We start from the raw sequence: 16,008 nt of genomic DNA on the forward strand, positions 1-16,008 counted from the left end.
AATAAGGGCTATCCGCTCTAATTCCCCATATTTTTTCAAAGTTGGAGTAAAGAGCAACTACAGCCCTTGATAATGAGTTCTCAGTTTCAATTGGAATAAAAATTCTATCTGAAGCTGAGAACTCTGTTTATTACATAAAGAAAAATATTATTTTAAAGTTAATCTTAAATAGCTCTTGTTTGATATTTTAACCAAGCTCTATGTTCTTCATCTAAATATGGAGAAAGTTTATCATAAACTTCTTTATGATAATTATTTAGCCATGCTCTTTCATCTGAATTTAATAACTCAACAACTATACCATCTAAATCTATTGGACAGAATGTTATAGTTTCAAAATTCATAAATTGTCCTGATTCTGTAGACTCATCTTTTCTTACTACTAAAATATTTTCTACTCTTATACCATGTTTTCCTTCTTTATAAACCCCTGGTTCATTAGTTACTACCATACCCTCTTCCATTACTGCTGGTACATAGTTAACTCTTATAGCATGTGGCCCTTCGTGAACATTTAAGAAGAAACCTACTCCATGTCCTGTACCACACTTATAATCTATACCATACTCCCATAATGGTCTTCTTGCTAAAATGTCTAGGTTAGTTCCTGTAGCACCATATAAGAACTTAGCCATGCTTAGATTAATTACCCCTTTAACAACTAGAGTAAAGTCTCTCTTTTCTTCCTCTGTAAGCTCTCCTAAAACCATAGTTCTTGTAATATCTGTAGTTCCCTCTAAATATTGTCCGCCTGAATCTACAAGGAACATACCTTGATTTTGAAGTTCATAATCTGATTCTTTAGTAGCACTATAGTGCATCATAGCCGCATGTTCTTTATATCCTGCTATAGTTCCAAAGCTTATACCTTTAAAGTTTTCACCTTCTGCTCTAAAAGACTCTAGTTTTTCAGTAGCAGAGATTTCACTTATTTTATCTTTTCCTAGGGTGTTGTCTAGCCAATATAAGAATTTAACCATGGCAACGCCATCTTTAATATGAGCTATTCTCATATTCTCAAGCTCTACTTCATTCTTTATGCCCTTCATTTTAGTTGTTATATTTTGAGTTTCAATTTTATTAACTTCTTCTTTCATAGCATTATATAACCACATATTTGTTTTTAATGGGTCATATATTACGGAATCCTTTTCTGTTAATTTATTTAAGTAGGATTCTATATCATTATAATCCTTTATAATAATTCCGTCACATTCTAATTCTTTTCTAACTTCTGCTGGAACCTTCTTTTCATTTACAAATAAAATAGCTTCATCCATAGAAATTAATACATAAGAAATTACAACTGGGTTACAAGGTACGTCATTTCCTCTTATATTATATAGCCAAGCTATATCATCTAAAGAAGATAGTAAAAAGTGAGTTCCCTCTAATTTTTTCATCTCTTCTCTTAAATTATTTATTTTTTCTACTCTGCTAAGTCCAGCATACTTAACATCTAGAGTGAAAATTTCATCTTCAGGAATAGCTGGTCTGTCTTCCCATAAATTATCTAATAAATCCCATTTCAAATCAAATTTTATATTCTTTTTATATAAACTACTCTCCAAAGTTTCTGCAAAAGTTCTTGAAATAACTTTTCCATCAAATCCTATAGTTTGTCCTTCTTTTAAAACTGATTTTAACCATTCCTTAATAGTAGGTACAGAAGGTTGTCCCATTTTAAAAAGTTTAATTCCTGAACCTTCTAATTGTTTTTCTGCTTGAATAAAGTATCTTCCATCTGTCCAAAGACCAGCTTCATCTAAAGTGATAACAACTGTTCCTGCAGAGCCTGTAAAACCAGAAATCCATTTTCTTCCTCCCCAGTGTGGTGCCACATATTCACTTTGATGTGCATCTGAACTAGGAATGATATAAGCATGAATTCCCTTTTCCCTCATCAAACCTCTTAACTTTTCAACTCTTTCTTTAATGTTCATAAAATTTCCCTGAATATTAAGTTCTTGCACTAATATTTAATACAAATACTTACTACCAGGTTTTCACACCTACCTTTCTATAATTTTTACCCCAAGCTATCTTATTCTGTTTAGAGCCTATTCTAAAATTGACTCATCTCAAGGTAGTTTTCACATCATATTATATACCATTTACTTATTTTTTTGAATATTTAAACTGAATTATTTTATTAATTATTACTTATTACCTCATCCACCCTTTTATCCCTATCTTCTAATATTATCTTATCTAAAATTTGAAATTTATAAGCAAAGGCAATTATAGGTTTATTTTCCTTTAAACTAGCTATAAATTTATCGTAAAACCCTCCACCATATCCTATTCTTCCACCCTCTATATCAAAAGCAACTCCTGGTGAGATTATAAGATCTATGTTTTCATTTTCAGCCTTTTTACAACCCTCTTTAGGCTCCATAATTCCAAAATATCCTTCCTCAAGATCTTCCATAGAATTTATATAGTATGCCTCCATAATTTTTTTATTTTTATTTACCATAGGTATACATACTTTTTTGCCAGTACTTAACGCCTTATTAATTATACTATGGGTATCAACTTCCCCCTTAAAACTAACATATATAAATATGGTTTTTGCATTTTCATAAGCCTTATGAGCAATTAATTTATTGTATATCTCCCTATCCCATATTTCTTTATCTTCAATTTTCATCTCTTCTCTTAAATTATATATATAATTTCTTATATCTTTTTTACTATTTAACATAATCTTATTTAGTGAGTTTTTATACCTAGATCTTAACTCACTAAATTTCCCTCCCTTCTATTAATCTTCTGAAAGTACCACTGGATTATCTTCATAGCTAACCCAATCACTATAACTTCCACTATAAAGCTTAGTTTTAATTCCTATTTCATCTAAAATTATTATATTAGCACAAGCTGTTATACCAGAACCACAATATACTATTATCTCTTTAAATTCAGCTAAATTCTTAAATCTTTCTTTAATTTTTTTCTCTGGCTTAATTGTAAAATTTGCATAGTTTTCTTTCCATGGATAGTTTTTTGCATTTGGTATATGTCCAGGTTTTTTATCCATAGGTTCCTCTATACCTAAATATCTATTTCTATCTCTTGAGTCTATAATTAATGTATCTTCTGAATCTATTTTAGATTTTACATAATTTATATCACAAATCATATTCTTATCTATATCATATTGTATACTACCTAGTGTTCTCTTAGGTTCTATTTTACTCATAGGAAATCCCTTAAGACTCCATGAATAAAAACCCCCTTCTAAAACATAGACCTCTTCAAATCCTATATATTTTAGCATCCACCAAAATCTAGGAGCACTTGAAAAATCCCCATCATCATAAATTACTACTCTGTTATTATTAGAAAGTCCATAAGATTCCAGCTTTTTCACAAATTCTTCTACAAATGGAAGTGGGTGTCTACCCCCATGTTCACTAGGTTTTAAAGATAAATCTCCCTCTAAGTTTATAAAATGAGCATTTTTTATATGAGCTTCCTCATACATTTTCCTTCCATACCCTAAATTTTCTAGATTAAATCTACAGTCAAATATAAATAAATCTTCTCTGTCTAAATTATCTTTTAACCAATTAATACTCACAAAATTTTTCAATTTTATTTCCCCCATTTATGTTAATTTATTATATAAGTTAAAAAAAATATATATAGCGGAATCATAATCAAAGAACCTACAGTGGTTAATGCTATCATTAAAGCTGCATAATCCCCATCTACTTCATAAGCCTCAGCAATAATAGCTGTATTAGTCATAACTGGCATAGCTGCCTGTATAAAAAATATATTCCTAGGAAAAGACTCCACATTAAAACTCTGCGCAAAACCTAATAAAATAAGTGGGCTAATTATAAACCTTCCAAGTAAAACACCAATTACTTCTCTAGTAAATCTTAGTTTTTTTAAATTTGTATAATATAAGCTCTCTCCAATAAATAGCATGGCTACAGGAGTAGTTAAACTTCCTAAATATTTGCTACTATCTAATATAGCTTTAGGTAATTTAATATTTAAAATGGTAAATAATATTGCAAATACAAATCCTAATAGAGCTGGTGAAAATATATTTTTTAGTGTTTTTCTAATAGAATTCTTGGCTTTTAACTTTTTATTATCTAGACTTATTTCATATACTCCAAAGGTCCAAAAAAACATAGTATTTGCAACATAATAAATTAATACATAAGGTAGGCTATCTTCTCCAAATAGAGCTAAGTTTATAGGTATACCCATGAATATAGTGTTAGAATTAAAAAACATGGATTTAAAAAGCCCCCTATTTTTGTGAATTCTAAAAATTCTACAGTATATAATAGCTACCAAATAGGAAACCCCTATAGATACAAATGGTACATGGATATTATTAAAAGTACTTATAAGTGTTTCTCTATTAAAATTATTTACTACCGTGTTAAACATCATACAAGGTATGGAAAAATTCACAACTATTTTTATTAAGTTTTTCGAAGTTTCCCTTGTGTACCAACCTTTTTTAGTTAACATAAATCCAAAAAAAATAATAATCATCATGCTAATTATAGCTTCTATAGCCTTAATTATCGCCCCATATTTTCACTCCCCAATGGTAAAATTATATTTTAATTACATATAAAATTATATTTTAGTTATGAATCTATTTTACACTAAATATTAGCATATAACTAGGTTTGTAAATTCATTAAAACTCTAAATCTTCTTCCTTAATCGCCAAAATTTTTATTTGTTACACAATTGTAATTTAATATATGACAAAAAAGTGTATAATATTATTGGAATTATAATTTAGTTAGGAGAGAATTTTATGAAAAAAAGATTTGGAATTTTAATGTGTGTTTTAATTATAGCTAGTCTTGCACTTGTATACTTTAATAATAGTTCTGTTAGTAAACTAAAAGAACAAACATCTAAGTTAAATAGTGAAGTACAATCTTTAGAAAAAGAAAAAAATAATCTATCCCAAGAAAAGGACAAGCTTTTAAAAGAAAAACAACAATTAGAAGATAAACTTAAATAATATAAGGGGGTTCCACTAATGAGGCGTACTAATAGAAGAAGTAATAAAAAATCTTTAAGTTTAGTTAAAGTTGTGGTATTTTGTTTGTTTTTAGCTTCCTTCGCTATGGCAATATTTACACAAACACAAGCAATAATATCTAAAAACGAAAATAAAAAAATAGAATCAAAAGTATCTACTTTAAAAGAAGACAATAAAAAATCCTTAGAGGAAATAAATAAATTGCAAGATGACGTTAAAAAGTTAAAAGCAGATGTAGTTAAAAAAAGAGAAAATAGCAAAATAGCTTACTTAACTTTTGATGATGGTCCATCTAAAAATACTACTAGAATACTTAAAATATTAAAGGAAAATAACATAAAAGCAACTTTCTTTGTAAATGGACATCCTGGCCTAGAAGAAGAATATAAAGCAATAGTTGCAGATGGACATGTTCTAGCAAATCATACATATAGTCATGACTACGGAAAAGTATATTCTTCTGTAGATAATTTTAAAGCTGATGTTAAAAAGTTAGATAAATATTTAGAAGAAGTTACAGGCGAGGCTCCAAGTCATATATTAAGATACCCTGGCGGATCAAACAATACTATAAGTTATAATTACGGTGGCAGAAAAATAATGAGACAAATAGTAGATGAAATGGCTAAAGAATATACACATTTTGATTGGAATGTAGATTCTACAGATGCCTCTGCCATGGTTCAACAAAAGGACAAAATTGTTAGAAGTGTATTATCCGAAAGCAAACAAGTTAAACATGCTGTAATATTAATGCATGACTTAAATCCAAAGACTACTACTCCAGATGCACTTCCTGAAATAATAAAAGGTTTAAGAGAACAAGGATTTGAATTTGATAAAATGACAAAGGATTCTTACCCAGCTCAATTTGTTAAACCAAATATAAAATAGTAAAGAGACTCTACTGATTTATTCATAACATTTCAGTAGAGTTTTTTATTGTTTTTGAGCTATATCAATGATTTATCAATAATCGTTCATATTTTATTTACATTTTTATACTGGTAAATTAATGATATGATTCATTTCTATAGTAGATTTATACGGTTTTATGGCATGTCCTTCCTAACAGTCCAATAATTTTAACTTTGAATGAAAAAAATACTGTGTTAATATAGTCACAAGTCCTTACCAAACAAATCTTATAAAAAAAGGAAGGAATGATAAAATGAATAAACTATCAAAAATTTTATCAATCACTACTGCAACTTTAATTTCAATGTCTTTAAGTTCTTCAGTTTATGCAATTGGTCTAAATTGCAATGTAGCAACTAATTCAACTTGTAACCCAGTAAAAGTATTAAATTGTAACTCAGTAAATAATTCAAACTTTAAAATATTAAATAATACTTGCGGAAATTTAAACGCTAATACTATAAATAATATATTAGCAAACTGTGGTTTAAGTAAATCATGTAACCAAAATATATTAGGAACTTCTTGCAATAGTAACTCATGTACTCAAAACAACTTAGTTAACTCTTGTGCTGGTGGTTCATGTAATCAAACTGCAAAACCAGTTAAACCTACTGCAAAACCAGCTACACCTGTTACAAAACCAACTACTCCTGCTCCAAAGCCAGCTACCTCTGCTGTAAAACCAGTTGCAAACCCTACTACTCAAACTAGTAGTAATTTTTCTCAATACCAACAAGAGGTTTTAAACCTTGTAAATGCAGAAAGAGCTAAGGCAGGATTAAAACCTTTAAAATTAAATGCTGAACTTAATAAGGTTGCAACTTTAAAATCACAAGATATGGCAACTAAAAATTATTTCTCACATACTTCACCAACTTACGGTTCACCTTTTGATATGATGAGTAAATTTGGTATATCTTATAGAACTGCAGGTGAAAATATAGCTATGGGACAAAGAACTCCAAGTGAAGTTATGAACGGTTGGATGAATTCTGCTGGCCATAGAGCTAATATATTAAATGGAAGTTTCACAGACCTTGGTGTTGGAATTGCTAAAGATTCTAATGGAAGATTATACTGGACACAATCATTTATAGGAAAATAATAATTTAAGTAGATAAAAATTTGTTTTAATCAAAGGGATTGTTCTTAATTAAATTGGACAATCCCTTTGATTTTATTTTTTAGTTTTATTATATTCATATTTAATTTATCCCATGACTATCCACTCTAATAAAAGAAAACTAAACAACTTTTGGAAAACCCCTTGATTTTATATTAAATTCCATTTATAATATGCATATGCAATTCATTTGCATGTGCTAAAATTTTTGTAAAGGAAGATTAATATTATGCATATTTTAATACATAGTTTAACTCACGCACTGGAAGATACCATTAAAATGATCCCTCTACTTTTTATAGTATTTTTCTTAATGGAGTATCTAGAAAGTAAATATGGTAACAAATTTAACAATAAAATTAAACAAGCAGGTAAATTAGGCCCCCTATTAGGTGCCCTACTTGGAATCATACCTCAATGTGGTATATCAATTTTAGCTGTAGGATTTTATTCTGAAAGACTTATTACTTTAGGTACCATGATATCAGTTTTTATATCCACCTCTGATGAGGCCATTCCACTGATGATATCAAATCCAAAGGATGCTAAAACTGTACTTCCTCTTATTATAACAAAATTAGTATTAGGAGTTTTAATAGGGTATTCTATAGATTTCATATTTAAAAAGAATACTAAGTTAGCTCTAAATCCTATAAAAGACTTGGAAGTAAGTCCTTGCGATTGTTGTATAGAAGAAAGTGTCCATTTTCATAGCCAAAACCATGATCACCATCATGGTCATACACATAGTGATTTTAATACTGAAGAAGATCATACTAGTATAGGGCATATTTTTAAGCACTCTGGAAAAAAACTATTAAAAGTTACCCTATATATTTTAATAGTAACATTTATATTAAATATATTATTAGAAATAAAGGAACTATCCTCATTAATAGATATTGGCTCTAGAAATCTTACACTTCAAATATTGATTTCTTCTTTAATAGGACTTATTCCAAATTGCGCTACTTCTGTAGCATTGGTTTCTGTATATTCCATGGGAACCTTAAGTTATAGCGCACTAATAAGTGGTTTAAGTGCAAATGCAGGCCTAGCTCTTATTTTATTATTTAGAGAAAAAGAAAACAGAAAATCTGCTATTTATATAACCTTAGTCTTATACCTATCGGCTATAATTTGTGGATTTTTAACAAGTATATTTTTTTAGTAATATAATCTTATTTAGTACTTTTAAAAATTTGTAATTTACTAAAGACTAAGCCATGAAAATAACTTTCTTTAATAAAAACATCTTGTAATTTTAAATATTACAAGGTGTTTTTATTTTTTATAAAATTACAGATACTAATTTAAATATGTGATTTTTTATTATTATCATTGTGTTTTCCTTTTCCATAAAATTATATATACTCTAATATTTAATTTAACTTCCTAAAAGAACATTAAACATTATTTGTTTATACTATAATACAATGCTTATCTATAAATTCTTTCTATAGTTCTCCCCTTTTCATTGAATATCTTCTTATTTTATTATAGAATTGCTTTGGCTAGCAAAATAAAAGTATTTTCTACAAATATTTTGACATGTTAAGAAAATTATATACTCAAAGGTGATTTTATGAATAAAAAACTGCTATTTAAAAGAATATTAAACATTATACCCATGCTGTTTTTTATTTCTTTTGTTTCATTTATTCTTATGAATTTGGCTCCTGGTGATCCTGTACAAGCCTTTATAACTCCTGATATGGATTATAAAGAAATTCTAAGAATAAAACACAATATGGGACTAGATAAACCTATGGTAATAAGATATTTTATATGGCTTGGCAATATTTTAAAAGGAGATTTAGGTTACTCTATGATAACTCACCAAAAAGTTTCTATAGAAGTTGGTTCTAGAATGGGGCCTACACTTCTCCTAATGGGAAGTTCATTATTGTTATCAATAATAATATCTGTACCTTTAGGAATATATGTAGCAACACATAGAAATAAATTATGGGATACTATTTTTACTGTTATTACATATATAGGAATATCTATTCCTAGCTTTTGGTTTGGTATGATGATGATAAGTCTATTTGCTTCTAGGTTGAAACTATTTCCAAGCATAGGTATGCATACTATAGGAGTTGAAGACTCTATTTTAGATGTTATATGGCATATGGTACTTCCTTGTTTAGTACTTACCTTTCCTAATGTATCAGTTTTAACAAGATATGTTCGTTCTAGCATAATAGGACAAATGGAAGAAGATTATGTTGAAACCGCCTTAGCAAAGGGAGCCTCTAAAAATAGAGTAATGAGAAGACATGTACTTAAAAATTCACTACTACCTTTAATAACTATTTTATGTATGAGTTTACCCGGAATATTTACTGGTGCATTTATTACTGAAACTATATTTGCATGGCCAGGCATGGGAAAATTAGGTATGAGTTCAATTTTAAGCCTAGATTATCCTGTTATAATGGCTATTACAATGTTGTCATCTACATTACTTATAATAGGAAACTTAATTGCAGATTTACTATATGGGGTAATAGATCCTAGAATAAGGGTGGTGGGTGATGAAAATGAATAAAACCTTAGATAGAAAACAATTATTTACTGAAGAAAACTTTAAATTTATTAATAGAGATTTATCTTCTTTATCAGAAGAGGAATTATTTCTAGATAAAAATAGATATATAGATAATCTAATTAGAGAAATTAAAAGAAATAAACTAGCTTTCTTTTCATGTACAATTTTAATTGTAGTTTTTCTTTGCTCTATATTTGCATTTTTATCTCCATATGATCCAAATAAAATAACTATATCAGAAAGATTAAATCCACCTTCACTTAAACATCTTTTTGGTACAGATGAATTAGGAAGAGATTATTTCACTAGAATACTCTATGGTGGAAGGGTTTCCCTTACTGTAGGCTTTTTATCCATGATAATTTCTGTAGTTATTGGAACCTTTGTTGGAACCTTTAGTGGGTTTATTGGAGGAAAAACAGATAAACTTATAATGAGGTGTATTGATGTTTTAATGTGCATTCCAACCTTTTTTCTTATATTAATTGCAAATGCTTATTTAAAGCCAGGATTAAAAAATGTAATTATAATTATAGGTATATTTGGTTGGATGGACACTGCTAGAATAGTTCGTTCAGAAACTCTTTCCTATAGAGAAAGGGAGTATGTACTAGCTTCCCATTCCATGGGTGCTTCTAGTTGGCATATGATAAAAAAACATATAATTCCAAATGTTATGCCTACAGTTATTGTAGTATCTTCCATAGGAATTGCGGGCGCTATATTAACAGAATCCGCCCTAAGTTTCTTAGGTCTTGGAGTTCAAGCTCCAACTGCTTCCTGGGGAAGTATGTTGCAAACAGCGCAAGGATATTTATCACAATCTCCATTTATAGCCCTATTCCCGGGCCTTTCCATACTACTTACCGTATTAAGTTTTAATATACTTGGAGATGTCTTAAGAGTTGCCTTGGAGCCTAAGATAAATAAAAAATAATGTCCATTGATAAAAGTAATATAATTTATTTAAAAGTTTAAAAAGTATTATAAACTTAATAGTCTATAGTGCTTATTAATAAATTTTAATTTATAATTTTGGGGGGAACAAAATGAAAAAGAAACTTATTGCTACTTTACTTTCTGTCAGTCTAGCACTTTCTTTAGCTGCATGTGGTAATAAAGCTGCTGACGACAAGAAAAAAGATAATGGCAAAGCTCAAGAACAAAAAGCTGATACTGCCAAGAAAAAGGATGGAGGCACTGTTATTCTATCAGCATCTACAGACCCTACTAGCTTAAATCCATTCTTTAGATATAATAGAATTACTTATACTGTAAGTAATGCTCTATTTGATCCACTATTTAGAGAACATAATGGTAAAAAAGAATACTGTCTTGCAAAAGATTTAAAAATCTCTGAAGATATGCTAACTTATACCTTAACACTAAAAGATGGTTTAAAATGGCATGATGGTGAAAAAATCACTGCTGATGACATAGTTTATACAGTTAAAGCTCTGCTAGATAAAAATCAAAACATTGAGGCTAGAGGGAGCTTTGTTATAAATGATAAGGATGTAAAAGTTGAGAAAAAAGATGACTTAACTGTTGAATTTAAATTACCTCAAGTATATGTTCCATTTGAATCAGCTTTAGGTGACTTTAGACCTATTCCAAAACATATATTTGAGAAAGAAAAAAGCATGGAAAAAGCTGAAGCTTCAACAGCAAAACCTGTTGGTTCAGGTCCATTTAAATTTAAAGAATGGAAAAAAGGTGAAATGCTAACTCTTGAAAGATTCAATGACTATCATAATGGAAAACCAAGCGTTGAAAAATTTGTATTTAGAATTTCTTCAGACTCTAATGCAACTTCAGCTGCTTTCCAAAATGGTGAAATTACAGCAACATATCTTTCTGATGAAAAATATTTAAAATACTCTAAAGATGAAAACTTTAAAACTTACACTTTTGATGAAGGAATGGTTAATTACATAGTATTTAACACAAAAAATCCTATACTTCAAAAGAAAGAAGTTAGACAAGCAATTTCTTATGCTTTAAATAAAGAAGAAATATTAAAATCAGATGCTGGTACAACTGAATTAACTAAAAAAGCTTATTCCGTAATGCCACCTTCTGCAAAATTTTATACTGAAGATATAGAAAAATATGAACATAACATGGACAAAGCTAAAGAATTAATGAAAAAAGCTGGTGTATCTAAGGGAAAACTTAAATTCATGTATAAAGGTGAAGACGAAACTGAAAAGAAAATGGTTCTTGTAGTTCAACAACAATTAAAAGAAATTGGTATTGATGTAGAAGCTGTGTCTATAGACACTCAAACTTTCTTTGCTAAACTTATGGGTGAAAAAGAAAGAGATTATGATCTTATAATAAACGGTTACGTTATGGGAGATGAACCAAGTGCTTATGGCGAAGTTTATAGCACTAAAGCATCCTTTAATGCTTCTCAACACTCAAATAAGGAACTAGATAAATTATTTGATGATGCTAAAGTTGAAAAAGATGAAGCTAAGAGAAAAGAAATGTATGAAAAAGTTCAAAAAATCATAGCTGAAGATGCTTCTGTATACACTCTTGATTACTCTATATCAAAAGTTGGAGCTACTAAAAAATTAGCTGGAGTTGAAGAGGCTAAATTAGTTCCAATTTATATGTTTGAAGATTTATCTAAATTATACTTTACTGAATAGAATAAAAATACTTTTTCAAAATAAAATAAGCACTCCTATGGAGTGCTTATTTTATTTCTATTTATCTAACCAAACATAAGTAAATTCTGCTTCGGATGCTTTATCAGCAACATCTCCAGCTGGATGACCTTTTACATAAGATTTAACAACTAATTTTGCTCCTTTTTCATATAAGAACACCGCTGGTAAATCTTCTGATAATAATTTTTGTACTTCCTTATATACAGGTGCTCTATCTTCTTTTGATGATAGAGTTACTCCCTTGTTTAAAAGTTCCTCCATCTTAGGATTGTTGTATCCACCTAAATTCATTGATCCTTTAGCAGCAAAACGGCTTGATATAGCTGATATATCTGGACCTTGATATCCTCCAAGCATTGTTAATTCAAAGTTACGACCATTCCAAACCTTATCGTCATAAGACGCATCGTCCATTGCATTAACCTTTAAATCTATACCAAATTCTTTAAAATTCGACTTTAAAACTTCTACTATATCTTCAAATCCTGGATAAGTATCCATTGTTGTAGTAAAATAAATTCCTTTATCATCTGCTTTATATCCTGCCTCTTCAAGTAATGCTTTTGCCTTTTTAATATCTCTTTCTGGAAGTTTAGCATCTTTATTTATTGCCCAATCATAAAGTGGTGATATAAAGTATTCTGATTTTTGTCCCATTCCCTTTAAAGCTTTATTAAATATTTCATCTCTATCAATACCATACGCTACTGCTTGTCTAACTTTTAAATCTGCAAATTTGCCTTTCTTTACATTGAAATGTATATAACCTTTGTTTGGCCAAAGTTTGTTATATATTACATACTCTTTATTGTCCTTATACTTGCCAAGTTCATTTGTTGGTACTCCATTTCTAGTTTCATCAATTTCTCCGTTTAACCATGATTGATATGCAGTATTTTTATCAGGAATTATGGAGAATACAACTTTATCTAAATAAGGTTTATCACCCCAATAGTTATCATTTTTTTCAATTGTTACACTTTGTCCTTTTTTGTGTTCAACAAATTTAAATGGGCCTGTTCCTATAGGCTTTTGATTTGCTGGATTTTTAAGCCAATCAGTTCCCTTATATACGTGTTCTGGCATTATATATGTACCAAACCAAGCAATATATCCTAACAAACCAGAATTAGGTTCCTTTAGCTTAAATTCTACCGTATTTTTATCAGGACAAGTAATTTCTTTTATGTCTGAAAGAGAATCTGAAGCAAATCCTTTTTCTTTTATTATTTGATCAAAAGTCCATTTTACATCTGAGGAACTAAACTCTTTATCATCATGCCACTTTACATTTTCTTGAAGGTGGAAAGTTATTGTCTTACCATCTTCTGAAAAATCCCACTTCTTTGCAAGGTCTGGGATAACTTGATCGTTTCCATTAATTTTTACAAGTTTATTAAAAACATTTTGAATTACTATATATGCACCATCATCAGCTTGTGCATCAGGATTATATGTTTGTGGTTCCCTCTCCACAGATACTACAAATGTGCCACCCTTTTTAGGTTCTTTTGCAGTTTGCTGTGCCTTATTTTCACTATCTTTAGTGTTTTTGCTACTATCACTGTTAGCATTTCCACAACCCGCAAATAAGCCAAAACATAATAACATAGCCAATATTAAGGATATTCTTTTCACTTTTATTTCCCCCATTTATTTTAATATTTATTGGTACAGCTTTAGTAATAAACTATTAAGCTGAATTCCAATAATTGTACCTCTGTAGCTTAATAATCATTTTTATCACCTCCAGATTTAACTATTAAGATCTAAGTAAAAGCAACTTGCATAGTGTCCCTGTCCTACCTCCACCATAGGTGGATATGATTCTTTACAATTGCCACACACCTTATAGCATCTTGATGAAAAGTAACAACCTTGGTTTAGGTTTACTGGTGTTGGTGGTTCCCCACTAATTTTAATTACATTACGTTTTTCACCTGGATCTATAGAGCCACAATTCGATATTAAAACCTTTGTATATGGATGTTGTGGATTTTGAATAATATGATCTGTTTTTCCTATTTCAACTATTTTTCCAAGGTACATTACTGCAATATCATCAGATATATATCGAGTAGTGGCAATATCATGGCTTATAAAAACCATTCCTGCACCTTCTTCTTTTGTAAGTTTTGATAATACATTTATTATATCTGCACGAACAGATACATCTAGCATAGAAACAGGCTCATCTGCAATAATGAGTTTTGGATTTAAAAGCATTGCTCTGATTATAGATATTCTTTGAAGTTGTCCACCTGAAAGTTCATGAGGATATCTATTTAAAAAATCCCTTGCTGGTTTTATGCCTGATTTCTCCATGATATCTAAACAAATATCTATTCTTTCTTCCTTAGAACTTCCTATACTATGTATTTTTAATGCAGTAGTTAAAATATTTTTAATATTATTTCTTGGATCAAAGGTGTCAAAAGGATTTTGAAAAATCATTTGACAGTTTCTTCTAAATTCTAAGGGATCTTTCCTAAAAATTTTCTCTATTGATTCTCCTCCAAACTTAATGCTACCATGTGTTGGCTTATCTAATCCCACCAATAACCTTCCAAGAGTAGATTTTCCACATCCTGACTCACCTATGACCCCTAAAACTTTTCCCTTTTCTAGAGAAAAATTTACTCCATTAACAGCTTTAATAATTTGATTTTTCTTTTTTTGAACGTATTCCTTAGTTAAATTATCTACTTCTAGTAAACTACTCACCTTCTTCACCTCCAACCAAATGACATGCCACCTTCCACTCTTTAGATAAATCAATCATTTCAGGACTCTTTATAAAGCAAATCTCTTTGGCCTTTTTACACCTGTCTGCAAATATACACCCTTTAGGCTCCATACTAAGATTAGGTAGTGAACCTTTTATTCCAGTTAATTCTTCCTTTTTCCCTGTAAGAGAGGGATAGGAAGCTAAAAGTTCTTTTGTATAAGGATGCTTAGGTTTTATAAGCACATCTGATACATAACCAAATTCTAGAAGATACCCTGCATACATAACAGCAATTTTTTTACAGGTAGAAGCTACTATAGATACATCGTGAGTAATCATTATTCTTGTTAATTTTAGCTTTTCTTCAAGCATAAGAATTTCATCTAATATTTGTCCTTGAGTCACCACATCCAGTGCTGTGGTAGCTTCATCTAGTATTAATAATTTAGGATAAAATATTAGACTAAGAGCTATACTTACCCTCTGCATCATACCACCAGATAATTCATGTGGATAATAATCAAACACTCTATGAGGAAGATTTACAAGATTAAATAATTCCAATATTCTTTCCTTAATTTCCTTATCCTTTGTTTTTGGTTCATGAACTTTATATATATCACTCATTTGAACACCAATTTTATGTACTGGACTCAATGAATTCATTGATTTTTGAAATACCACCGCTATGTCTTTCCACCTAATTTTTCTTAACTCTTCTTCATTTATTTTTAATAAATCAGATCCTTGAAATAGAATCTGCCCTGTAATTTCAGATGTTTTGTGAGAAAGTAATTGTAAAATCGCCATGGCAAGAGTAGATTTTCCTGAACCAGACTCTCCCACTATTCCAATAGAATCCTGTGATTCTACATTTAATACAAAATCTTTTACTGCTTTAATTTCTTTTCCTTTAACTTTATATATAACATTTAAGTTTTTAATCTCTAGTAATGACATTTTATC

The 16,008-nt window shown here is 29.5% G+C and carries 14 protein-coding genes; 7 read left to right on the top strand and 7 right to left on the bottom strand.

The genetic code is table 11. The features are described from left to right. Nucleotides 1–164: 164 nt before the first annotated feature. The 4 genes from FNZ64_RS14300 to FNZ64_RS14315 form a co-directional block, all read right to left on the bottom strand. Entirely contained in the window at nucleotides 165–1,943 is a 1,779-nt protein-coding gene (locus FNZ64_RS14300; protein ID WP_142415687.1) for an aminopeptidase P family protein, read from the bottom strand. Between the two features lie 209 nt (nucleotides 1,944–2,152). Next, the gene (locus FNZ64_RS14305) at nucleotides 2,153–2,707 is read right to left on the bottom strand and encodes a 5-formyltetrahydrofolate cyclo-ligase (protein WP_142415688.1); all 555 of its coding nucleotides are present in this window, start codon (nucleotides 2,705–2,707) and stop codon (nucleotides 2,153–2,155) included. A gap of 60 nt (nucleotides 2,708–2,767) precedes the next feature. Beyond that, the gene (locus FNZ64_RS14310) at nucleotides 2,768–3,598 is read right to left on the bottom strand and encodes a sulfurtransferase (RefSeq protein WP_185903807.1); all 831 of its coding nucleotides are present in this window, start codon (nucleotides 3,596–3,598) and stop codon (nucleotides 2,768–2,770) included. 20 nt (nucleotides 3,599–3,618) lie between these two features. Further along, the gene (locus tag FNZ64_RS14315) at nucleotides 3,619–4,560 is read right to left on the bottom strand and encodes an AEC family transporter (RefSeq protein ID WP_341472641.1); all 942 of its coding nucleotides are present in this window, start codon (nucleotides 4,558–4,560) and stop codon (nucleotides 3,619–3,621) included. Between the two features lie 241 nt (nucleotides 4,561–4,801). Here FNZ64_RS14315 and FNZ64_RS14320 point away from each other — a divergent pair, with 241 nt between their 5' ends. The 7 genes from FNZ64_RS14320 to FNZ64_RS14350 all read left to right on the top strand — a co-directional run bounded on the left by FNZ64_RS14320 (nucleotide 4,802) and on the right by FNZ64_RS14350 (nucleotide 12,293). Next, nucleotides 4,802–5,014: a hypothetical protein gene (locus FNZ64_RS14320; RefSeq protein WP_142415691.1), complete on the top strand. Its 213-nt coding sequence runs from the start codon at nucleotides 4,802–4,804 to the stop codon at nucleotides 5,012–5,014. 18 nt (nucleotides 5,015–5,032) lie between these two features. Further along, nucleotides 5,033–5,929, top strand: coding sequence for a polysaccharide deacetylase family protein (locus FNZ64_RS14325; RefSeq protein ID WP_142415692.1), 897 nt, complete (start codon nucleotides 5,033–5,035; stop codon nucleotides 5,927–5,929). Nucleotides 5,930–6,206: 277 nt separating this feature from the next. Further along, nucleotides 6,207–7,061 carry a CAP domain-containing protein gene (locus FNZ64_RS14330; protein WP_142415693.1) on the top strand — a complete coding sequence of 285 codons (855 nt, stop codon included), beginning with the start codon at nucleotides 6,207–6,209 and terminating at the stop codon, nucleotides 7,059–7,061. A gap of 247 nt (nucleotides 7,062–7,308) precedes the next feature. Beyond that, nucleotides 7,309–8,250 (top strand): putative manganese transporter, encoded by a 942-nt coding sequence (locus FNZ64_RS14335; protein WP_142415694.1) that lies wholly within the window; start codon nucleotides 7,309–7,311, stop codon nucleotides 8,248–8,250. Between the two features lie 414 nt (nucleotides 8,251–8,664). Beyond that, nucleotides 8,665–9,633 carry an ABC transporter permease gene (locus FNZ64_RS14340; RefSeq protein WP_142415695.1) on the top strand — a complete coding sequence of 323 codons (969 nt, stop codon included), beginning with the start codon at nucleotides 8,665–8,667 and terminating at the stop codon, nucleotides 9,631–9,633. Further along, on the top strand, nucleotides 9,626–10,570 hold the full coding sequence (locus tag FNZ64_RS14345) for an ABC transporter permease (RefSeq protein WP_142415696.1): 945 nt from the start codon (nucleotides 9,626–9,628) through the stop codon (nucleotides 10,568–10,570). Before FNZ64_RS14340 ends, FNZ64_RS14345 begins: the two co-directional genes overlap by 8 nt. Before the next feature lie 112 nt (nucleotides 10,571–10,682). Beyond that, nucleotides 10,683–12,293: an ABC transporter substrate-binding protein gene (locus tag FNZ64_RS14350; protein WP_142415697.1), complete on the top strand. Its 1,611-nt coding sequence runs from the start codon at nucleotides 10,683–10,685 to the stop codon at nucleotides 12,291–12,293. A gap of 57 nt (nucleotides 12,294–12,350) precedes the next feature. Here FNZ64_RS14350 and FNZ64_RS14355 read toward each other — a convergent pair whose 3' ends face one another. The 3 genes from FNZ64_RS14355 to FNZ64_RS14365 form a co-directional block, all read right to left on the bottom strand. After that, nucleotides 12,351–13,952: an ABC transporter substrate-binding protein gene (locus FNZ64_RS14355; RefSeq protein ID WP_185903808.1), complete on the bottom strand. Its 1,602-nt coding sequence runs from the start codon at nucleotides 13,950–13,952 to the stop codon at nucleotides 12,351–12,353. 117 nt (nucleotides 13,953–14,069) lie between these two features. After that, complete coding sequence (locus FNZ64_RS14360; RefSeq protein WP_142415699.1) at nucleotides 14,070–15,038, bottom strand: oligopeptide/dipeptide ABC transporter ATP-binding protein; 969 nt, start codon at nucleotides 15,036–15,038, stop codon at nucleotides 14,070–14,072. Next, complete coding sequence (locus FNZ64_RS14365) at nucleotides 15,031–16,002, bottom strand: ABC transporter ATP-binding protein (protein ID WP_142415700.1); 972 nt, start codon at nucleotides 16,000–16,002, stop codon at nucleotides 15,031–15,033. Before FNZ64_RS14365 ends, FNZ64_RS14360 begins: the two co-directional genes overlap by 8 nt. Nucleotides 16,003–16,008 lie beyond the last annotated feature (6 nt).

Origin of the sequence: Hathewaya massiliensis, from assembly GCF_902143515.1 — a bacterium.
GTDB lineage: Bacteria > Bacillota > Clostridia > Clostridiales > Clostridiaceae > Hathewaya > Hathewaya massiliensis.